The organism is uncultured Shewanella sp., from assembly GCF_947497935.1.
Lineage (GTDB): Bacteria > Pseudomonadota > Gammaproteobacteria > Enterobacterales > Shewanellaceae > Shewanella.
Genome location: NZ_CANMIO010000010.1, coordinates 23,896 through 44,901, shown reverse-complemented (window position 1 = coordinate 44,901; position 21,006 = coordinate 23,896). Strand labels below are relative to the sequence as shown.

At 43.6% G+C, this 21,006-nt stretch carries 17 protein-coding genes; 14 read left to right on the top strand and 3 right to left on the bottom strand.

Annotated features, from left to right (window positions below):
- Positions 1 to 37 precede the first annotated feature (37 nt).
- The 9 genes from cheY (at position 38) to Q1A86_RS12825 (ending at position 8,841) form a co-directional block, all read left to right on the top strand.
- Positions 38 to 421 carry a chemotaxis response regulator CheY gene (gene cheY, locus Q1A86_RS12865; RefSeq protein ID WP_220760167.1) on the top strand — a complete coding sequence of 128 codons (384 nt, stop codon included), beginning with the start codon at positions 38 to 40 and terminating at the stop codon, positions 419 to 421.
- 13 nt (positions 422 to 434) lie between these two features.
- Entirely contained in the window at positions 435 to 1,172 is a 738-nt protein-coding gene (locus tag Q1A86_RS12860; protein ID WP_299807152.1) for a protein phosphatase CheZ, read from the top strand.
- 12 nt (positions 1,173 to 1,184) lie between these two features.
- Positions 1,185 to 3,404, top strand: coding sequence for a chemotaxis protein CheA (locus tag Q1A86_RS12855; protein ID WP_299807150.1), 2,220 nt, complete (start codon positions 1,185 to 1,187; stop codon positions 3,402 to 3,404).
- A gap of 94 nt (positions 3,405 to 3,498) precedes the next feature.
- Positions 3,499 to 4,680, top strand: a complete 1,182-nt coding sequence (locus Q1A86_RS12850; RefSeq protein ID WP_299807148.1) for a chemotaxis response regulator protein-glutamate methylesterase — start codon at positions 3,499 to 3,501, stop codon at positions 4,678 to 4,680.
- The gene (locus tag Q1A86_RS12845) at positions 4,673 to 5,371 is read left to right on the top strand and encodes a hypothetical protein (protein ID WP_299807146.1); all 699 of its coding nucleotides are present in this window, start codon (positions 4,673 to 4,675) and stop codon (positions 5,369 to 5,371) included. The genes Q1A86_RS12850 and Q1A86_RS12845 overlap by 8 nt, the downstream gene beginning before the upstream one ends.
- Positions 5,372 to 5,499: 128 nt before the next feature.
- Complete coding sequence (locus tag Q1A86_RS12840) at positions 5,500 to 6,291, top strand: ParA family protein (protein ID WP_299807144.1); 792 nt, start codon at positions 5,500 to 5,502, stop codon at positions 6,289 to 6,291.
- Positions 6,275 to 7,201: a chemotaxis protein CheW gene (locus tag Q1A86_RS12835; RefSeq protein ID WP_299807142.1), complete on the top strand. Its 927-nt coding sequence runs from the start codon at positions 6,275 to 6,277 to the stop codon at positions 7,199 to 7,201. Before Q1A86_RS12840 ends, Q1A86_RS12835 begins: the two co-directional genes overlap by 17 nt.
- Positions 7,202 to 7,668: 467 nt before the next feature.
- The gene (locus tag Q1A86_RS12830) at positions 7,669 to 8,160 is read left to right on the top strand and encodes a chemotaxis protein CheW (protein WP_299807140.1); all 492 of its coding nucleotides are present in this window, start codon (positions 7,669 to 7,671) and stop codon (positions 8,158 to 8,160) included.
- A gap of 276 nt (positions 8,161 to 8,436) precedes the next feature.
- Positions 8,437 to 8,841 (top strand): DUF2802 domain-containing protein, encoded by a 405-nt coding sequence (locus Q1A86_RS12825; protein WP_299807138.1) that lies wholly within the window; start codon positions 8,437 to 8,439, stop codon positions 8,839 to 8,841.
- 257 nt (positions 8,842 to 9,098) lie between these two features.
- Here Q1A86_RS12825 and Q1A86_RS12820 read toward each other — a convergent pair whose 3' ends face one another.
- On the bottom strand, positions 9,099 to 9,407 hold the full coding sequence (locus tag Q1A86_RS12820) for an EscU/YscU/HrcU family type III secretion system export apparatus switch protein (protein ID WP_299807136.1): 309 nt from the start codon (positions 9,405 to 9,407) through the stop codon (positions 9,099 to 9,101).
- A gap of 113 nt (positions 9,408 to 9,520) precedes the next feature.
- A complete protein-coding gene (locus Q1A86_RS12815; protein WP_299807134.1) occupies positions 9,521 to 11,128 on the bottom strand; it encodes a hypothetical protein in 1,608 nt (535 codons plus the stop codon).
- A 402-nt stretch (positions 11,129 to 11,530) separates the two neighbouring features.
- Between Q1A86_RS12815 and Q1A86_RS12810 the strand changes: the two genes are divergently transcribed.
- The 3 genes from Q1A86_RS12810 (at position 11,531) to Q1A86_RS12800 (ending at position 14,058) form a co-directional block, all read left to right on the top strand.
- A complete protein-coding gene (locus Q1A86_RS12810) occupies positions 11,531 to 12,298 on the top strand; it encodes a VacJ family lipoprotein (protein WP_299807132.1) in 768 nt (255 codons plus the stop codon).
- A 94-nt stretch (positions 12,299 to 12,392) separates the two neighbouring features.
- A complete protein-coding gene (locus Q1A86_RS12805) occupies positions 12,393 to 13,499 on the top strand; it encodes a response regulator (RefSeq protein ID WP_299807130.1) in 1,107 nt (368 codons plus the stop codon).
- Between the two features lie 205 nt (positions 13,500 to 13,704).
- Entirely contained in the window at positions 13,705 to 14,058 is a 354-nt protein-coding gene (locus Q1A86_RS12800) for a four helix bundle protein (RefSeq protein ID WP_299807128.1), read from the top strand.
- A gap of 473 nt (positions 14,059 to 14,531) precedes the next feature.
- On the opposite strand, the gene Q1A86_RS12795 is transcribed toward Q1A86_RS12800, so the two are convergent.
- A complete protein-coding gene (locus tag Q1A86_RS12795) occupies positions 14,532 to 16,001 on the bottom strand; it encodes a peptide MFS transporter (protein WP_299807126.1) in 1,470 nt (489 codons plus the stop codon).
- A gap of 442 nt (positions 16,002 to 16,443) precedes the next feature.
- Between Q1A86_RS12795 and rfaH the strand changes: the two genes are divergently transcribed.
- Positions 16,444 to 16,965, top strand: a complete 522-nt coding sequence (gene rfaH, locus Q1A86_RS12790; protein WP_299807124.1) for a transcription/translation regulatory transformer protein RfaH — start codon at positions 16,444 to 16,446, stop codon at positions 16,963 to 16,965.
- A gap of 1,089 nt (positions 16,966 to 18,054) precedes the next feature.
- The gene (locus Q1A86_RS12785; RefSeq protein WP_299807122.1) at positions 18,055 to 20,829 is read left to right on the top strand and encodes an SLBB domain-containing protein; all 2,775 of its coding nucleotides are present in this window, start codon (positions 18,055 to 18,057) and stop codon (positions 20,827 to 20,829) included.
- Positions 20,830 to 21,006 lie beyond the last annotated feature (177 nt).

Below are 21,006 nucleotides of genomic sequence, written 5' to 3'. Positions count from 1 at the left end.
TACACGCGCATTTATCGCGCGCTCCGCGGAGGAAACCTTGGACAAGAATATGAAGATTCTTGTTGTTGACGATTTTTCAACAATGAGACGGATCATTAAGAACTTGTTACGCGACTTGGGGTTTAATAATACCCAAGAAGCAGATGACGGCTCTACAGCCCTACCTATGCTACAAAAAGGCGATTTTGATTTCGTTGTAACCGACTGGAACATGCCAGGAATGCAGGGGATCGATCTATTAAAGGCTATTCGTGCCGATGATAACCTCAAGCACCTTCCTGTGTTGATGGTGACTGCCGAAGCTAAGCGTGAGCAGATCATTACCGCAGCACAAGCTGGCGTAAACGGCTACGTAGTTAAGCCATTTACCGCCGCCACCCTTAAAGAGAAGTTAGATAAAATTTTTGAAAGACTCGGCTAAGCAGGGATGAGCTATGCAGCAACAATTGTCAGAGCTTATTACTCTTGAGCAAGCAGAGAGTCTGGTAACATTTCTCAGACAGGGTGAGCAAGAAAAAGCAGATGAATTGGTAAGAGAGATCGCCGCACCCATTCAAAAAGATCTTTTTGATGAAGTCGGTCGTTTAACTCGTCAACTTCATAGTGCTATTGCTGATTTTCAATTTGACAGTCGTCTTGTTGAATTAGCGAACACTGAGATCCCAGATGCAAAAGAACGTTTGACTTATGTTATTGATATGACAGAGCAAGCGGCAAATAAAACCATGGATGCAGTGGAAGAGTGCTTACCTCTAGCGAGTGAGCTAAACGACAATATTCAAGCAATAAAACCTGCATGGGATAAGCTGATGCGTCGTGAGTTGCCACTGACAGAATTTAAAGCCTTATGCCATGATATCCACCAGTTTGTTGAAAGAAGTGAGTCGGATGCAAGCCGAGTCAAAGAGCTTCTAAATCAAATTCTATTGGCGCAAGACTTTCAAGACTTAACCGGCCAGATGATCCGTCGAGTGATCGATCTCGTCAGAGAAGTCGAAAACAGCTTAGTGTCCATGTTGACAGCATTTGGTGAGCAACCTATTGATACTGTCGAAGCAAAGCCAAAGCTAAATGTTGAAGCTGAAGGTCCTATTATGAACGCAGAGCACCGCCAGGACGTGGTGACGGGTCAAGATGAAGTTGACGATCTGCTTTCGAGTTTAGGTTTTTAAGGGAGTCAAAGAATGTCCTTTGATGTTGATGAAGAGATACTGCAGGACTTTTTGATTGAAGCTGGTGAGATATTAGAGCTTCTACAAGAACAACTCGTTTCGTTAGAAAATAACCCGGACGATACCGAATTGCTAAATGCGATATTTAGAGGTTTCCATACGGTTAAAGGCGGTGCAGGTTTCTTAGGTTTATCGCCCATGGTAGATGTCTGCCATGAAGCAGAGAACACCTTCGATCTGTTGCGTACTGGGAAGCGTGAAGTTTCTGCTAATTTGATGGATGTCATTTTACAAGCGGTCGACTCTATCAACTCAATGTTTGCTGAAACGCAAGCTGGGCAGCCTCAATCTCCCGCTGAGCCAACACTATTAGCTCAGCTTAAAACCTTAAGTGCTGGTGAGTTACTGCCATCTGAAATGGCACAAACTGCCACTCCGTCTGTTGTAGAGCCTACCGTCAGCGTTCAAGAGCCTATTGTTGAACAAGCGCCTCCAGTGATAGAACAGGCCGCTGCAACTAGCGGTAGCATTGACGATATCGATGATATCGAATTTGAAGCCCTGCTCGATGCACTGCATGGTTCGGGTAAGGGGCCTGGCAAGCCTGTAGAGTCGACCTCTTCTCTCTCACAAGCCTCACAACCAGCATCAGATGATATTACCGATGATGAGTTTGAATCTTTACTCGATGAGTTACATGGATCTGGTCAGTTTAAGGTTGAATCGGCAGCGCCGGCGGTTATCGAACCAAGTGGCTCACAAGTCGATTCTGATGAAATAACAGATGATGAGTTTGAACGTTTGCTGGATGAATTGCATGGCTCAGGCACTGGCCCAGGAAAATCAGCTAATGTGAGCGATACCAGTGACGCAGCCTCTGAGTCGGCGGTAGTCAATCAATCTCAGCCAGTGGTGCAAGCGATAACGACATCGCAGCAGATGCCTGCTGTTAATGCTGAAGTTAAAGCCGTAAGTCAACCTGAACCTAAGCCAGAACTGAAACCTGCAGCGGCAAAAGTTGCGCCAAAAGCGGCTGGAAATAACGCACCCCAAGCAGAAACCACAGTTCGGGTAGATACCTCAAGACTCGATCAGATCATGAATATGGTCGGTGAGCTAGTATTAGTGCGCAATCGTTTACTCAGTCTAGGCGTAGCACGTGAAGATGAAGACATGTCAAAGGCATTAGCTAACCTTGACCTAGTCACAGCCGATCTTCAAGGCGCAGTGATGAAAACGCGCATGCAGCCCATTAAGAAAGTGTTCGGTCGCTTCCCTCGCGTTGTTCGCGATTTAGCCCGTAGTTTAAACAAAGAAATTGACCTTGTTATGATCGGTGAAGATACCGATCTAGATAAGAATCTTGTCGAAGCGTTGGCCGATCCTCTAGTTCACTTAGTGAGGAACTCGGTCGATCATGGTATTGAAATGCCAGATGCACGTGAAGCGAGTGGTAAAACACGTACGGGCACAATTACGTTATCAGCTAGTCAAGAAGGCGATCACATCCTGCTTAAGATTGAGGATGATGGTGCTGGTATGGATCCAGACAAGCTTAAAGGGATCGCAATCAGTCGTGGCGTGTTGGACGAAGATGCCGCCGCGCGTATGAGTGATGAAGAAGCCTACAACCTTATTTTTGCACCAGGCTTCTCAACTAAAGTTGAAATCTCTGATATTTCAGGCCGTGGTGTTGGCATGGATGTGGTGAAAACCCGTATTACTCAGTTAAACGGTTCGGTTCATATCGACTCACAACTGGGTAAGGGTACGCGCCTTGAGATTAAGGTGCCGTTGACCTTAGCGATTATGCCGACCTTGATGGTTGAAGTTGCCGAGCAAGTGTTTGCTCTGCCGCTGTCGAGTGTTAATGAGATTTTCCATTTAGACTTAACCAAGACCAACGTGGTAGATGGCCAATTGACGGTGATTGTCCGTGATAAAGCAGTACCATTATTCTATTTAGAGCAATGGCTATCTCGCAAGCAATTGAGCTTTAAACATGGTGATAAACAGCATGGGCATGTTGTTATCGTTCAATTGGGGACGATGCAGATTGGCTTTGTGGTAGATTCACTTATAGGCCAAGAAGAAGTGGTGATTAAACCGCTAGGAACATTGCTTCATGGTACACCAGGCATGGCGGGTGCCACCATTACTTCGGATGGTGGAATCGCACTGATTTTAGATGTGCCAGGACTACTTAAGCATTACGCACGTAACAGGAGCTAACCTTGGTTAGCATAGGGAATAACAGGCGTCGCTTTGTTGTTCCCTTTTTTACATACAGCATTGAATGAGCCAGTGGTGCGGTATAGGGATTTAAATGGGCATTAAAGTTTTAGTCGTTGATGATTCGAGTTTTTTTAGACGACGTGTTAGTGAAATAGTGAATCAAGACTCTGAACTTGAGGTGGTGGGAACTGCCTGTAATGGTGCAGAGGCAGTCAAGATGGCTGCTGAGCTGAATCCAAATGTGATCACCATGGACATCGAAATGCCAGTCATGGATGGGATCACTGCGGTTAAAGAGATCATGGCGAGTAAGCCAATTCCAATCTTGATGTTTTCATCATTGACGCACGATGGCGCTAAGGCGACGCTAGAAGCGTTGGATGCTGGGGCTTTAGATTTCTTACCAAAACGCTTTGAAGATATCGCGAGTAATAAAGACGACGCCATAGCGCTGTTACAACAACGTATTCGAGCATTAGGTCGCCGTCGCTTGTTTAGACCCATAGCTCGAACATTGTCGAGTAACGATAGAGCGCTTTCGGCTAATGAAAGATCTCAAGCTGTTACAGACAGAGCTCGCCCTGTCGCCAGTTTCTCTCGAGCAGCCGTTAATGCACCCGCAACAAGCGGTCATTCGCTCGCCGCTAGCGATATACCCGCGAGTCGCTCCAGTGTTGTGACCCGTAGTAGTGGAAAAAAATACAAAGCATTACTCATCGGTACCTCCACAGGTGGGCCTGTGGCATTACAAAAGGTATTGACTCAATTCCCCGCTAATTACCCACATCCTATTTTGCTTATTCAGCATATGCCTGCGGCCTTTACGCCTACGTTTGCAACACGGCTGAATGGCTTGTGCAAGATTGAAGTAAAAGAGGCTGTGAGTGGAGATCAGTTAAGACCGGGTTGTGCATACCTTGCCCCCGGAGGCATGCAGATGATGCTAGAGCGAGGCGGAGCCTATGGCAGAATTAAGGTGATTGCTGGTAAGGCTGACATGAACTACAAGCCTTGCGTCGATATTACTTTTGCCTCGGCTTCGAAGGTGATTGGTGGAGATGTGTTAGCCGTAGTACTCACAGGTATGGGAGCCGATGGCCGCGAAGGTGCAAGAATGCTAAAGAGTATTGGCGCGACCATTTGGGCGCAAGATGAGGCCAGCTGTGTGGTTTACGGTATGCCACAAGCGGTAGCGTCTGCGGGGATTGCAACGAAATCGATAGCCTTAGAACATATGGCGGAATCTATTATAAAAGAGACGATTAATGGCTAAGGCTGTTATGAGACAGAGTGACATTCTGCAACGGGGCGAAATCAATACCTTGTCGTTGCTGTTACTCTTTTTGCTAAGTATTGCGTCTTTTACGTTCGGCTCACTCTATTTTGAATCGCAACATAAAAATAAGTTGTTATCTAGCGAAGTTCAAAAGCTTAAAAGCAGCCAAGTACTACTCATGGTACCGGATGAACAAGCGGAAGTGATGGCGATTTGGATGGCTGAAAATCCGCATTTTGTGAGCACTTTTGTCGATAAGGCTACTCAAGGTGAATCTACCGTTTTGCCTATCGGCCCAGGAGCGATGCTGCAATCATTAGGCCAGTCGGCTAGTTCTCAACCGAGTGAGTTAATCGTTGAAAAACTGAAAAGTGAAAGTGTCAGTCGCCAAGAAGCTATAAAAGTTAAAGCTCTTTCTGAGAAAGACAATGAACAGGCTTCAAATGGCGCGACAGCGAAAACTGAGCAGCAACAAACTGTCGCTTTATTGCAGGAGCCGTATATCGCTGCAGAGTTAATGGATAAGACTGAAGAACGTCATTCTCCTTCACAAGTGAAAGATACAGCTTTTAGCGGCAAACGTGTAGCTAAGCAAGCCGTCACTTTGAGCGAGTCGGCAGACGGGGTAAAGCTTATCAGTTTACCTCATGGTGGGATCAGGGTAACAACTAGAGAGCCTGAAAAGTAATTATGCTTCTAGCTCAATTGTGAACGGGTATATCATTCAGCCCTGCCTAGACCGCTGATTTAACATTGAATTGATAGCTGGTTGAGTGTATTCGTATTTTATTAGCTTAATAAATCTAAGGGTATTTCTTGAAGATCTGGACCATAGCAAACCAAAAAGGCGGAGTGGGTAAAACAACAACTGTTGCCAGTCTTGCTGGTGCGTTTGTAAAACGTGGCCAACGAGTATTAATGATTGATACCGATCCTCATGCATCCCTTGGTTATTACTTAGGCATAGACAGCGAGCAATTACCTTGCTCTCTCTACGATCTATTTTTATCTCACAAGAATCTGACCCGAGAGATGGTTCAAACCCATATTGTACCGACGAATGTGCAAGGGTTAGATCTGATCCCCTCCACCATGGCTTTGGCGACATTAGATCGCAGTCTTGGTCACGAAGAGGGGATGGGGCTTATCTTAAAAAGAGCCCTAAAACTCATCGAGGGACAGTACGATATCGTGCTGATTGATTGTCCTCCAGTACTCGGTGTGTTGATGGTGAACGCATTAGCCGCAAGTGAGCATATTATCGTACCCGTTCAAACCGAGTTCCTGGCCATAAAAGGCTTAGACCGTATGGTAAAAACCATGCTGTTGATGGGACGCTCAAAAAAAATGAAATACAGTTACACCATAGTGCCAACCATGTTTGATAAACGCACTCGCGCGGCCTCCGCCGCTTTGTTGCAACTGAATGAAGATTACATTGATGAGCTGTGGCAGGACGTGATCCCTGTCGATACCAAATTTAGAGATGCAAGCTTGAGTCATTTACCCGCTTCCCATTATGCCCCAAATAGCCGTGGCGTGAAGGCTTACAATAGATTGCTAGATTATTTACTCGCGAAGGACTTATCCCATGTCAAAATCAGTTGATGATGCGGTATGTGATTATTTTTCGTTGTTGCTCAATGAGCCCGAAACAGAATCAGTGAAAAATGAGTCGTTAAAAGACACTCATTTATCTGAAACGTTAGAGGTTGACTCAAGTTTTAGTCGTCAGTCTCTGGAGTTACTATTTACACGGGCTAAACAGAGTGGAAGCCAGCAAGTCGCACAGACGGTTACGAATTCAGAAATAGCCGTTGCTCATGCACAACCAGTGGCTGCCGAAGTAAACGAACCCGTTGCAGTAAAAGTGGCTGCTCTGACACACCCAGAAACTCAGGCAAAAGCTCAGGAAAAAGTTCAGCAAGATACAATTACACAGCTAGAAGATTCACCTCTCGATGATTTAGACGTTGATTCAGCATTACAAGCAAGTGCATCGATAACAGGCGTACAGTCTAAACAAGAGGCGTTAGTATCGACTCAAACGCTATTAGAACAACTCGATGAAGAGTTTCAGGTGCTTTTTTTCAAGGTTGCAGGTTTAACACTCGCAGTGCCTTTAGTTAGTCTTGGCGGGATCGTTAATTTAGACAAGATCACTCGACTCATGGGACGGCCTGATTGGTATATGGGCGTACAGCAGCATCGCGAGGCACAACTTAATGTTGTCGATACCTGCGCTTGGGTGATGCCTGAGAAATATGATCAGCAGTTAGCTCAGAAAGTGAATTATCAATACGTTGTCGTACTTAAAGATAGCGCCTGGGGCCTTGGCTGTGAGTCGTTAGTCGATACGATAACCATTAAAAAATCTGAAATTAATTGGCGCAGACAAGCAGGCAAGCGCCCGTGGCTAGCTGGGGTGGTAAAAGAGCAGATGTGCGGCATTTTAAATGTTGATGCCTTGGTTCAATTGTTAGGCTCGGGCTTAGGTTGCCAAGACGCGCTCACCTAGTGCGCTCATACCGGAGCACTCATATAAGCGCGAGTGTAGAGAAATAATATAGTCTGCCAACAGTGGCTAGTTAGCTGAGTCTTGATATGTGATGTGTTGGGTTAAAGAGTGCCATTTAGCTGCCGATACATATAACAAAGCTCTAAGGTCATTGGGTTGAAAGCGAAAAAGTAACGCTTTGCACCATGCAATGGCTAATGAGCATTACTAGCAATCATAGATAATAGGTTTATTTATTAACAGGTAAAAATAGTCTATACATGATGTTGGGTTAACTACCTATTCTAATTGTAAAATTTTACGCAACTTGCTTACTAAGCGACATATAGGCGTTGATTTTAGACAGTTAGGAGGAGTTAGATGCAATTAAATACAGTTAGACGGTTAGTTAAATAATTAGTTTTATTGGTATCAGTATTCACAAATAGTTTAGAAATATAGCTGCAGAGCTATTGATTGAGGCGATTATGACAAGTTCAAACAGTGTAGCCGTAGCAGCGGGAACCGAAGACGCAGTTTTACAGTGGGTAACATTTAAGCTGGATAACGAAACATATGGTATTAACGTCATGCAGGTACAAGAAGTGCTACGTTATACCGAGATAGCGCCAGTACCTGGTGCGCCTCATTATGTTTTAGGTATTATTAACTTACGTGGCAACGTAGTGACAGTTATTGATACTCGCTCACGCTTTGGCTTAGCTTCAGCTGATGTTAATGACTCGACACGTATTGTGATTATTGAAGCTGAAAAGCAGGTGATCGGTATTCTAGTCGATAGTGTGGCAGAAGTTGTTTACCTGCGTGGTTCAGAAATTGACAATGCACCTAACGTGGGAACTGAAGAGAGCGCCAAGTTTATCCAAGGTGTTAGTAATCGAGATGGTGAATTATTGATTTTGGTTGATTTAGATAAGTTACTTTCAGATGAAGAGTGGATGGAACTAACGCAGATCTAATTTAACAGAAGATCTTAGGGCGTTCGCTTATAGGGCGGACTTCGTCCTGCTAGGGCGTTCGCAGGCTCACTGCTAGGACGCTTCGCTTCTAGGTCCTAGAACCTAGAACCTGCTTTTCCTAGGGCCTCGAACCTAGGGCCTAGGATTGTCTTTAGTTTGTGTCGTCTTAGCTTTAACCTAGGATCTAGAAGTCGCAAGGCGACGCACTCGAAGTGACGCAGTCACACTCTAGCTGCGCAGCGTCCTTCTTAGATATTTTTATAAAAAGAGTCACTCATGATTGCCGAAGAAATTTTAATCGCCATAGCTTTATTGTTTATTGTTGCATGCCTTGGCTTAGTGCTGTTCTTACAAAAGCAAACTGGCAAGTTACGTGCGAAAGTCGATGCGTTGACTGTGTTAGTAAAAGAAGGCGATAAGCAAAGAGAAGCCGTTAAGCGTGAACTACAAGAGCTTAGAAGTGGCACTATTGGTGTCGGACGTCGTATGTTGGAGTTAGAGAAAAAGCTTGCACAACAAGATGCTAAGTTCGAAGAGAGCAGCCAGCAAGATCCACAGGCTAGGCTATATTCTCGCGCAATGAAGATGGTTGCCTTGGGCGCCGGTGTTGAGGAGCTTATTGAAGAGTGTGAGTTACCTAAGGCCGAAGCCGAATTACTGATCCGCTTGCATGGTAAGTAGAAGGGCGTTCGCAAGCTCACTATGAGGTTTTAGGGCATTCGCAAGCTCACTTCGAGGACGCTTCGCTGCTAGGGCGGACTGCGTCCTTTTATAAATCAAAGCGTTCCGTAAGGCCGCAGGCCGTTCTGCTTATCCGTCTTTGCTTTAACCTAGAACCTGCTTTTCCTAGAACCTAGAACCTTCTTTAAATGTAGGCCGTTCGTCTTTAGTTTGTATGGTCTTAGCTTTAACCTAGTAGCGCAGCGTCCTTCTTAGTCTTACGCCTCTTCCATAATCTTCTGATGCATATTGTTCCACTTTTCAGGAAATTTACCGTCTAGGATATACACAAAAGCGATGAGTTCAGCGATGAGTAAGTACAGCTCGCTTGGGATCTCATCACCAACTTCTAAGCGCTGTAAAAAATCACATAAGTACTCATCTTGATGTATCGCGATCCCGGCTTGCTGTGCCAAGGCGATGATTTCCTCTGCGAGTTTATCTTCCCCCTTAGCCGAGACTTTTGGCGCGGTGCCTCGCTGATAACTGAGCGCAACAGCCTTTCTAGGATTTTCTATCTCAGTCATCGGTTCTCTCCTCTGGTTGCAACTAATGTCATTGGTGTCACGAGATCTCGGCAATAGTCAAAATATCCATGCGATAAGATCAATTTCTGCTATTTATCATAATGAGTAAGTGACTATACATTGAGCTTCACCAAGTAGTGCTCTCCCGGCAAAATAGTTGCAGGGACACTGTCTTTTTTCGTATTAACCGTTACTTGTCTAAAACCTATATCCTCTAACTTCTTAGCCAGTGCGGGCTTAAGAAGGTCAATTTTACTGATGACGGTTTCATTACGAGATAAAAAGTTTAGCTTAAGCGACGAGCTGGCCTGAGATTTTACCTGTTTAAGCACTTGAGCATTAATGAGTAGGGGGCCGCTAGCTAAATTGAACTTTAATTGTAATCTCCAAATATCGTTTTTATCGCTACTTGACGAGTTATCCTTTTGAACATGCCCCTCTAATTGTTCTTGATAATGATTGATTGAATAAGGAACAGCAAAATAGTAGTTAATCATTTGGTCGTTTTTACTTGAGGCATGCTGATAAAGGCTGAGATTACTTAACAGCTTAGAGATTGAACTGTGGCAAGCTGAAGACTCAACTAGCTTTACTAGTGGCTCTGGAAGCCCTAGGTGTTCTTGCAACATCGATAGCTTAAGGGCTAGTTCCGGGGTTATTTGTGACGCTGATGCTCTACCTAACAACAACTGAAACAATAGACTTATGGTATTGATATGGTTATTGAGCGGTGTGCTGAGCCAGTCATTAGGTGAGGGGCTGTGGCTGAGTGTTCCTATGATCGTTTGCTTAAGCCGTTGTGGTTGGCTTAGTTCAATTAATGTCTCAGGGCTTAACATAGGAAGAAATCTTAGCAATGCAGTTGCAAGAGTCTCTTTAGCCTGTGGCATAGCAGAAGCACTTCTAGGTAATCCGCCAGCTTTTTCCAGTGCTCCAGCTAATAGATGGCTAGGTGTTACTGGACGAAGAGGAGCGGCGTCTTCTTCGCAGTCGTTATGATTAAGCTCTTCTTTTTTAAGAGATAAGTTTTCAGTAGTAATACTTTCTAATGATTTGAATAGTTGCCTATATTGGAAGTTAACGTCTGTCTTTTGAGTTAACTTCTGGCTTGAGGCTTCTGAAGCCTCACTATTCACTTTATCGGCCAGTGGCTTGTTAGTGCCTAGTGCCGAAATCAAATTGACTTCAGCTTTTAATTGAATGGGGTTGAGCTCAAGAAAAAGTTGATTGTTTTTGCTTTTAATCGATGCTGAATACTCGCCTTGTTTTATTAGGTGCAGTATCTCGAGTTTAATACTGAATCCTGTGTTAAAAACCAGCTCTTCATGCTTAATCTTAGCCGTTGGTAACGGATAGCCACTACTACGATTTGCAAGTTGATGTAATTTTCTTTCTTGAAGCTTGTTATGGCTCACTGCAGATAATAAGGCTTGAGGTAAGGGGATACTATGTGCCTGACCTAAGGCCAATAGAGTGCTTTGCGTTATAGCGCCGTTAATTTGCACTATATTTAAAACAAAGTGCTGAGCCTGTTTGAGTGACTGAAGAGATAACTGAGGGGGAGTTTTTAACGTATATACTTGCCCAGAAAGGTTTACGCTTAATCCTGATTTTGACATCTGTAAATTGACTGGCACTAGGGAGCTAACAGCCTTTTCGTTAGTAAAAGACCCGTTTGTTAATTGATTGGACGTAGTGGTGATATTGGTTAAAGTATCCAAAATGGGCTCTTAATATTTTTACATTAGTTAAAACAACTGTCTTGTTATGTTTGTTCACAATTTTTTGTTTGACCTTGTTGCCTTACTTAGTATCCTTAGCCACCTTAAAGGCATTAACAGAGATTTTCGACTGCCTAGATACGATTTTGGTTTAGTGTGGTCTTATTCATTGTATCGACATAGACCAGTACGACTTTAGTTAGAATTTTGTTTTATGTTATACCTATAGAGCTGAGTATGGGAACAAGGTGTTAGATCTACACTTTTTATATAATTGAAACAGACTATTAGCAATTAAGTCGTTGAGATCCATGAGTGAATATTTATACTGTGGAATTTAGTCGATGAGTCGAAATGGACAGGCACGACTAGTAAGACGAACTCCTTTTCAAAGAGACAATTATGAAGTTTAAATGGATTGTGCTTTCTCTGGCGATATTTGGAATGCCTTCAATTGAAGCTGCAGAAGATACGACTACGGATGGTGAGCAACAAATAACGGTAACCTATAACGATCCACGAGATCCGATAGAAGGCTTTAACCGAGCGATGTGGGACTTTAACTATCTGTTTATGGACAGATATTTTTATCGTCCAGTTGCCCATGGCTATAATGATTACATTCCTCACCCAGTAAAAAGTGGCATTAATAACTTTGTACTCAACCTCGAAGAGCCTTCAACTTTAGTTAATAATACATTACAAGGCAATTGGGGCTGGGCCGCGAATGCGGGCGGCAGATTTACGGTCAATACCACCTTAGGCTTGTTGGGAGTGATTGATGTTGCCGAGATGATGGGGATGACTCGTAAGCAAGATGCCTTCAATGAAGTGCTTGGTTATTATGGTGTGCCAAATGGCCCGTATTTTATGGCCCCCTTCTTCGGCCCTTATGTTACTCGTGAACTCGCGTCAGACTGGGTTGATGATCTATACTTCCCACTATCTGAGCTGACATTCTGGCAGTCAGTCTTAAAATGGGGTCTTAAAAACTTGCATACGCGAGCGTCCGCAATCGATCAGGAACGATTGGTTGATAATGCGCTTGACCCATATACTTTCGTGAAAGATGCATACTTTCAGCACATGGACTACAAGGTATATGACGGTGATATTCCTCAAAGTGACGACGATGAGTTACTTGACGAGTACATGCAGGAATTAGAATAGTATTAGATAAGTGGGCAAATAAGAATAACAGCTCCGCTTAAAGCGTAAACAAGGCACATGGACGTCGGTTTTCGCTGTTGTCAAAGGGCAGCTTATGGCGCTAAAAGAGCTAACAATACTTTTTGTGGAAGACGATCCTGTCTTTCGTAAACTTGTCTCATCTTATCTAGAAAGCCGCGGTGCAGACGTAACAGAAGCTGAGAATGGTGAGCAAGGGCTCACTCGTTTTAAATCACAGAAGTTTGATATTGTTATTGCAGACTTAAGCATGCCAAAACTGGGTGGCTTAGACATGCTTAAGGCTATGAATCAACATTGCCCCAGTACACCATCAATTATTATCTCTGGTAACCAGGCTATGTCTGATGTCATTGAAGCTTTAAGACGAGGTGCCAGTGATTACCTTGTCAAACCGATATCAGATCTGAATCTAATTGAAAACTCAATTCGTGAATGTTTGAATGGCTCGCTAGAAGAGTCATTAAATCTTGATGAACAAGAGTCTTTGTCCTATTTAGAACTCAATGAAAACTTAGCTCTTTTAGAGCAAAACAGCGAAGCGGCTAAGAGTGTTCAGCAGCAGCTGTTTCCCCCAAGCCGTGTTGAATATAGCGGCGTAGTGATCGATTACAGCCTATTTAACACTGATGAAGTGAGTGCACACTTTATCGATACTGCCATGATAGATGAAAAACATGTGATGATGTACATGGCACATTTTCATCCCCATGATAACCGAGCAGCGTTTGCTTCAGTTCTATTAAAGAGTTTCGTTAACCATAAGCTTAAGCTCTTCAGGAATGGCGTGTCGCAGATCATTACCGAACCTTTTAATATGTTGGTTTATCTTAATGATCGAATGACGAAGTCAGGACTGGGTATTGTCGTTGATATGGCCTATATCGTTGTCGATTTAACGAATTACCGAGCGGCATTAGCGACAGCTGGAAATGAATTTCGCTGTTATTTAAAGAACAGCGAAGGGCTTTCTCCTATAGCACTAGCCGATTCATTGCAGCTTGGCATGACAAATTGGAGCAAGCCCAGCACTCAATTTAGAACCTTACTCTTTGGAGAAAAGCTGTGTATTTCAACATTAGTGAGCGAACACAAACAACTGCTGTTAGATAATCAATTTCATGGGTTAATTCATCAGCCTACAACCCAGCCCGGCGGATATATACAGCTTTCTTTAAGCTGAGATGGTACAAGCAAAGACGAGCGGCCTGTGGCCTTACGGAACGTTCGCAAGCTCACTCACAGAACGCTTCGTTTACGGAAAAGCAAAGATACACAGTTGACTGTAGGTTGGTCTTTAGCCCATCAAACTTGCTAGTGATAAGTAAGATTTGTCGGCATAAATACCGCCTTACGAGTAAGCTAAAATTGATTATTCAAGGATGAATATGGCGACTTTTAAAAAATTGGAAATATGGCGGCGTGGGTGTGACTTGAGTTGTCGTATCTATGAGTTAACGAAAGATGTTAGTGATTATGGATTCCGTGACCAGATCTCTAGGGCAGGGCTATCCATCCCCTCAAATATTGCAGAGGGAATTGAGCGAGAATCGGTAAAAGAACAAATTCGCTTCTTATTTATATCAAAGAGCTCTGCTGCTGAAGTGATAACTCAAATAACCATCGGCATTCGAATAGGTTATATAGAACCAAGTGTAGGCAATCTATTAATCAAAGAAACAGAAAGTATTACAATGATGATTGCTGCACTGATTAGAAAAAAGAAGAGTTTACTGAGTTGAGACGGTCAAGCTAAGACGAGTGGCCTGCGGCCTTACGGAACGTTCACAGACTCTCTCACGGAACGCATCACTTATGGAAAAGTAAAGATAAAAAATTGACAATAGGTTGGGCTTTAGCCCATCAAGTTTGACACTGATGAGTAAGAGTTGTCGGTATAAATACCGTTCTACGAGTGAGTTTTATTGCCAGCTTAAACAAAAAATTAGGAGCAGGCTGATTAAGATTTTCTAAGTTGTAATGTCTCAAGCTTTTCCGGTTTTTAGTCTTAGCTCATTCGGCATTCCCGTGTCAGCTCTAACCGTCTTTCACCGCCTTAGTTCTAATTGGCCCTTAAAAGTAAAAAAGCCAGAAGAGTTATCTTCTGGCTTTTTCATGCTTTAAGCTTTTCCGGTACTTAGCCTTACCTTGGACCGTCTTTGCTCATTCGGCTTTTCCGTCTCAGCATTAACCGTCTTAGCTGAAACCGGATTTCCTATCTTCTAATAGCTTCATGCTCTGCTGTAACAGCAATTTCTTCTTCTAAAGCTTGCTCTTCAGTATGCGGGCCATCTTCAGCGCCGTGCATCCAATCAACAAGTTTATCAGCCATGAAGTAAAGGATAATGCCTGAAACCGCAGCTGTGATAGCAATACCTGCGAAGATAGACATTGCATTAGCAAGCTGCTCTTCTTTACCACCACCGTGACCAATTAACGAACCTACGATGCCACCAATCTTGTTTGCTGCAGCGATAAACAAGAACCATGCACCCATCATTAATGATGCGATACGCAGTGGAGCTAGTTTAGTCACCATAGATAGACCGATTGGTGATAAACATAGTTCGCCCATGGTATGGAAGAAGTATGCACCGACTAACCACCACATGCTTGATTTAGCGTTAGCGTCACCGCCCATCTCTAAAACAGCACCGATCATGAATAGGAAACCAATACCAAGAAGTATAAGACCAAGTGCAAATTTAACCGGTGAGTTCGGCTCATTTTTACCTAAGCGGATCCAAATAGAGGCAATAACAGGCGCAAAGATAACGATAAACATAGCGTTTAATGACTGGAACCAAGTCGTTGGTACTTCCCAGCCGCCAATCATACGGTCAGTAAAATCGTTGGTGAAAATATTCATTAAACCACCTGCCTGCTCAAAACCAGCCCAGAAGATGATAGTGAATAGACCCATGATCATAATAACTTTAATACGGTCACGTTCAATCTTAGTAAGAGGCTCTTTACGAACCTGGCCAGCCGCAGCTGCCTTTTCTTTTTCAAGCTGTGCAGCAGGTACACGACCAATATCACCAAGTAGCTTTTGAGCAAACATGAATTGGATGATTAGCGACAAAATCATACCAATACCGGCACAGATAAAGCCTGCTTGGAAGTTACCATCGTAATAGGCTACAACAGCACCTACGATAATACCTGATAAGAAAGCACCAACGTTGATACCCATATAGAAGATAGTAAACGCACCATCACGGCGGTGATCGCCCTCTTCATATAAGTCACCAACCATAGTAGAGATGTTTGGCTTAAATAAGCCGTTACCAAGGATCAATACACCCAAACCGATATAAAACACTTCGGTTTCCATGCCTTGCACCCAAGCATGAGGCGTACCTAGAATAAATTGACCAGCGGCCATCAATGCGCCACCAATAATAATAGCTCTACGTTGGCCTAGGTAAGTATCCGCTAACCAGCCACCGATAAGTGGTGTCAGATAAACTAAACCGGTAAATGTTCCGTAAAGAGAAAGTGCGTCAGCTTGGGTCCAGCCCATGCCGTGACCACCTTGAGATTGCACTGCATCTACTAGGTATAAAACCAAAATCGCACGCATTGCGTAATAACTGAAACGTTCCCATAGCTCTGTTGTAAACAACAGGAACAGTCCCTTAGGATGCCCGAGCATCGTCCCCTGGGGTTTTGCTACGCTCATGTATTCTTCCACCTTCACTTGTGATTGCCTGCAGTTCAATTATCACCACAGAAATATGATTTACTTAAGTTATCCCAGCTTTCAATGCATACATTCAGTTAAGAGTGTTAACGCTTAAGTGTATTTGTAGTGCAACTGGCTGTTTTGTTGTGGGCTTGTATTCTAGTTTTTATCATTTGGCGCTAAAAATAGCGCCAAATGCGATAAAGCCTACCTTATATACCCTTTATGAGCGACTAAAGTCAATTTTGAAAAAGTAACTGACGACATAATGACCACTCAAGAGTTGGCTATGATGTGCGAGTTTGAAAATGAGACCTAGAGTCTCTGCTTTGGTCTGTCACTACTTCCAATTTAGGCAACAAATTTGCTAGTATTCGTGCCGTGAATGGGAAGTCACCGCTTGTGAAAGCAGTTGTTGAATTAAAGAAGAGAGAATGAAATGAAGGCTTGGTATTTATTGTATTGCAAGTCTCGTGGCGAGGCCCGAGCTCAGCAAAACCTGGCTCTTCAGCAGATTGATACCTATCTGCCTACCTACCCAGAAGAAAAGTTAGTAAAAGGACAAGTCACAGTAAAAAGAGTTTTACTGTTCCCTAGTTACTTGTTTGTTAACTTTGATCCCGAAGTGACTAGCGTTTCTAAGATCCATAACACCCGAGGTGTGATCAGAATCGTTGGCTGTAAAGAACTCATGACGCCTATTGATGACAGTATTATTCATGCCATTAAACTGCGTGAACATAAGTTGATTTCAGAAGTGTCTTCCCAAGAGGCTGCACCAACACCCGAGCCAGAGATGGAGCGAGGGGATAAAGTGTGCTTTACCGAAGGGCCATTTGCAGAGCTCGAAGGGATCTTCGATGAAACTAATGGTGAGAAGCGTTGCTTTGTTCTGTTTGACCTAATGGGTAAGCAGCAACGAGTTGTGGTAAATAAAGAGTCGATAAAACCAGCTAAATAGAAACATTGGTTATCCGGTTTTTGCTTAACGAATTCAAAGTACGAATCTTGCCATTTCTTTTGTAAGACATTTGCCATAGCACGATTGTGATCGTCAATGTTTTCTGATGCTAATTTGACTGATAATGTTGGTTTTTATCGGATTGTTTTACTCGATTTAATTCAGCTTTTAGGTTCAGCGAATAATGAAGAGTCATAAAAGGCAACAAAGGAAATGCTGTAACAGCGTAAGGTGGCTGGGAAAGACTAACAACAGGCTCAGATATTAATCGGTTTAGGTCGTAAGTTGTTGAAGCTTGGCTGGCAAAATTTACAACTGCATAAAGAATCGGCAACCGAAACTTGCTAAAGGTTAGAGTTACTGCTCAAGTGCAGTTGTTAGTGTATAATTTCGCGCTGCTCGAATCTTTATGGTTTAGCGCTTTTGGTTGGCTTCTATTTTTTAAAGTAAGTACCAAAGCTATTAAGGTTGAATTTGACCTGTAAGTATCGCACCGAAAGTGCTTCCTCCAGCGGTTTAGAGGTAGAGACTGACAAAGTAAGTATGGAATAGGCAGAATAAGAAGCCTAGTACATAAACGGCTTAATCTGCAAATCGCCAAAGCCAAAAGTAAAGCCGGTGATTAGCAGGAATAAGCTAGAAGAAGCAAGCAGAGCAAAGAGTTGATTTAAGTTAGGCGCACGAGCTGAACTTACCTTAAGTCAATTTGTAAAACGACATAAAATCAGACATATCCGCTAAGCGGATGGGCACTTTGGAAGCCGCAATCCATGGGCGGTAGCGTGTCTGAAAATTGAAAAAGGGCGCTGCGCTTCTAGATACTAGGGCGTTCGCAAGCTCACTTCTAGGTCGCTTCGCTACTAGGTCCTAGACCTTCTTGTTTAACCGTAAAGCCGCAGGCCGTTCGTCTTAGTTTTAAGATTTTGCTTTTCCTAGGACCTCGAACCTAGGATCGTCTTTGCTTTTACTGTAAGGCCGTAGGCCGTTCGTCTGTGCCTTACATCGTCTTAGCTTTAACCATCTTTGCTTGTTTCGGCTTCAACCGTCTCAGCTTTTAAACTATTTTTTAACCTCTCTCGGAGATCACTGGTGCTTAACAAGACTAAAAACCTCATCATTGCTGGTATGTCAGCGCTGATATTGCTATCAGGGCAGGCGAGTGCAATTACGCCTTCTCCGCAAATGATAGAGCAATTTAAAAATCTTCCAGCATCTGAGCAGCAACGCTTAGCAAAGCAGTATGGTATTGACCCATCAATGCTGGGCGGTAGCAATAGCTCTCAGGCACAACTTGAAAATCCAAATTTGGTAAATCCCCGTGCCCAGTACGATGAGAATGGCCAACGAATTCAAGTTGACCAGTTTGGTAAGCCGTTAACAGATAAGTCAGATGAGCAACTGAAATTTGAAGAAGACGCTGCAAAAGCCGAACTAAAACGTTTTGGCTATGACCTGTTTGCGGGCGAGCCAACAACGTTTGCGCCAGTTTCAGATGTACCAGTACCGAGTGAGTATTTAGTTGGCCCTGGTGACAACATTAAAGTGCAACTCTTTGGTAAAGACAATAAAGAGTATGACCTTGTTATTAATCGTGAAGGGGTTATTCAGTTCCCTGAGCTTGGTCCTATCTCAGTCGCAGGGTTAACCTTTAGCGAACTGCGTGAAACGTTATCAGAGCGTATTAATCAGCAGATGATTGGTATTCAGTCAAATATCACCATGGGCGAGTTACGCTCAATCCGTATTTTTGTTGCGGGTGACGCATATAAGCCTGGCTCTTATACGGTTTCAAGCCTTTCAACCATTACTCAAGCATTGTTTGTGGCAGGGGGTGTTAATGAAATCGGCTCGCTACGAAATATTCAAGTAAAGCGTAACGGCAAGTTAGTCGGTAGCATGGATCTATATGACCTGCTGCTTCGTGGCGATGCATCGGGTGATATCAGCCTGCGCTCTGGCGATGTGGTATTTATCCCCTCTGTTGGCGGTTTAGTTAGTGTAACAGGCGAAGTTCGTCGCCCAGCTATCTATGAACTTAAAAAGCACGAAACCATGGCACAAGTCATAGAGATGGCGGCAGGGTTGAAACCTGGTGCTTATCCAAGACGCAGTAGCGTTGAGCGTTTCAATGCAAACAGCCTAAAATCGATTTTAAATGTCGATTTAACATCAGCTAAAGGCAAAGCAACTAAAGCGGTTGCCGGTGACGTTATCCGCGTTAAAAGTGCGACCACTCAATATGAAGATGCCATTACCGTTGTTGGCGCAGTAGTACGCCCAGGCAAATATCAGTGGTATCAAGGCCAAAAGATCAGTGATCTGGTACCGTCTATCTGGGGCGATCTATCCGTATCAGTCGATCTTGAATACGCGATCATCGTTCGTGAAATCAATAAGCAAGGTGATATTCAGGTTTATCAATTCTCACCAGTGAAGGCCATTAATGGCAAAGTCGCTTCACAAGACTTACCGCTGCAAGCGCGCGATAAAGTGATCTTCTTTAACTTTAGCGATCTTACACAAAACCGTTACGAGCTAAACAAGCTGGTAAAAGAACGAGTTAAAAAGGTTCAATCACTTGCTGGTAACTCTTTAATTGGTAATGACCTATTTAGCGCAGGTTTCTCACAATTAAACCAACAAAAATTTGCTGATCGTTCTGAGCTTGGTGGCGTAGCCATTAATAGCCAAGTTCAAGAACAGGACCCAACAGCCAAGGCGATAAAAGGTGAAGTCAACAAGATGTTGGTTAACCTTTTTGAAGACAGCGATTTAATAAAGCTCAGCGGTGAAATGAACCGCGGCGAACTGCTTTATCCTGTAGTGATGAAGCTAAATAGCCAAGGTCGTGCAGGTAAGGGCGTCCAAGCTGTTGCTATCAACGGGCGAGTGAACAATCCTGGCATCTATCCGCTGTCTGTCAATGCACGCATTAAAGACCTTGTTATGGCAGCTGGTGGGCTTGAAGAGGGCGCATATACACTACGAGCAGAACTAACAAGTACGTATACAACAGCAGATGGTTCAGCAATTAAGCATACCAATATTGCTTTAGAATCCGCCCTTCAAGGTGATGCAACGCAAAATATCGCCCTAAAAGGTCGTGATATCTTAACTGTGATGACAACGCCCGATTGGCAAGATAATAAGTCGGTTGAGATCCGCGGTGAGGTTAAATTCCCTGGTACCTACAACATCCGCCGCGGTGAAACCCTTGCTGATGTATTAAAGCGTGCCGGTGGTTTTACCGAATATGCATATCTACCTTCTTCAGTATTTGTGCGTGAATCAGTGCGCCAGCAAGAGCAGTTAGAAATCAAAAAGCTTGCGGACCAACTACGCAGGGATATTGCAACTCGTGGAGTATCGAAAGACGGTAATGTAGTTAATTACTCTGATGCACAAATGATGTTAACTGATTTGGAAACCATCAAAGCAGTTGGCCGTTTGGTCGTGGATCTTTCTGCAATATCAGTAGGTATTGAACAGGCCGACCTTCAATTAGAAGACCAAGATGTACTTTATATTCCATCAACCAAGCAGACGATTGCAGTTATGGGTGAAGTACAGCATGCAGCAACTCACAGATTTAAAGAAGGTCAAACACTCGACCAATACTTAGCTATGTCTGGTGGTGCAAGAGAGCGTGCAGATAGTGATAGAACCTATGTTATCAAGGCTGACGGTTCTGTGATGATGCCAAGCCGCTCAATGTGGTTTAGCAGTGAAAGCAGCCTACAACCAGGTGACACTATCATCGTACCATTAGATACAGAGTACAAAGACAACCTAACTCTTTGGACCCAAGTCACAAGCATCATCTACAACACTGCAGTCGCATTCGCCACAGTCGCTAATCTTTAGACCGCAAAGCGGTCTTAGAACGCCGTTGGCTTGCTAGAACGTTCGCAAGCTCACGGCTAGAACGCTACGCTGCTAGAACGGGCTTCGCCCTGCTATAAAAGCAAAAGCTTAAGAGCCTGCGTTATATACTACGTCAGTGCTATCTTTTGCTTTTATAGAATCTAGAAGGAGCGAAGC

Excerpts from the sequence above, each read along its gene's own strand:
- Q1A86_RS12860 (WP_299807152.1), top strand. The coding sequence starts at position 435 with ATGCAGCAACAATTGTCAGAGCTTATTACTCTTGAGCAAGCAGAGAGT.
- Q1A86_RS12855 (WP_299807150.1), top strand. The coding sequence starts at position 1,185 with ATGTCCTTTGATGTTGATGAAGAGATACTGCAGGACTTTTTGATTGAA.
- Q1A86_RS12850 (WP_299807148.1), top strand. The coding sequence starts at position 3,499 with ATGGGCATTAAAGTTTTAGTCGTTGATGATTCGAGTTTTTTTAGACGA.
- Q1A86_RS12845 (WP_299807146.1), top strand. The coding sequence starts at position 4,673 with ATGGCTAAGGCTGTTATGAGACAGAGTGACATTCTGCAACGGGGCGAA.
- Q1A86_RS12835 (WP_299807142.1), top strand. The coding sequence starts at position 6,275 with ATGTCAAAATCAGTTGATGATGCGGTATGTGATTATTTTTCGTTGTTG.
- Q1A86_RS12830 (WP_299807140.1), top strand. The coding sequence starts at position 7,669 with ATGACAAGTTCAAACAGTGTAGCCGTAGCAGCGGGAACCGAAGACGCA.
- Q1A86_RS12825 (WP_299807138.1), top strand. The coding sequence starts at position 8,437 with ATGATTGCCGAAGAAATTTTAATCGCCATAGCTTTATTGTTTATTGTT.
- Q1A86_RS12820 (WP_299807136.1), bottom strand. The coding sequence starts at position 9,407 with ATGACTGAGATAGAAAATCCTAGAAAGGCTGTTGCGCTCAGTTATCAG.
- Q1A86_RS12810 (WP_299807132.1), top strand. The coding sequence starts at position 11,531 with ATGAAGTTTAAATGGATTGTGCTTTCTCTGGCGATATTTGGAATGCCT.
- Q1A86_RS12805 (WP_299807130.1), top strand. The coding sequence starts at position 12,393 with ATGGCGCTAAAAGAGCTAACAATACTTTTTGTGGAAGACGATCCTGTC.
- Q1A86_RS12800 (WP_299807128.1), top strand. The coding sequence starts at position 13,705 with ATGGCGACTTTTAAAAAATTGGAAATATGGCGGCGTGGGTGTGACTTG.
- Q1A86_RS12795 (WP_299807126.1), bottom strand. The coding sequence starts at position 16,001 with ATGAGCGTAGCAAAACCCCAGGGGACGATGCTCGGGCATCCTAAGGGA.
- rfaH (WP_299807124.1), top strand. The coding sequence starts at position 16,444 with ATGAAGGCTTGGTATTTATTGTATTGCAAGTCTCGTGGCGAGGCCCGA.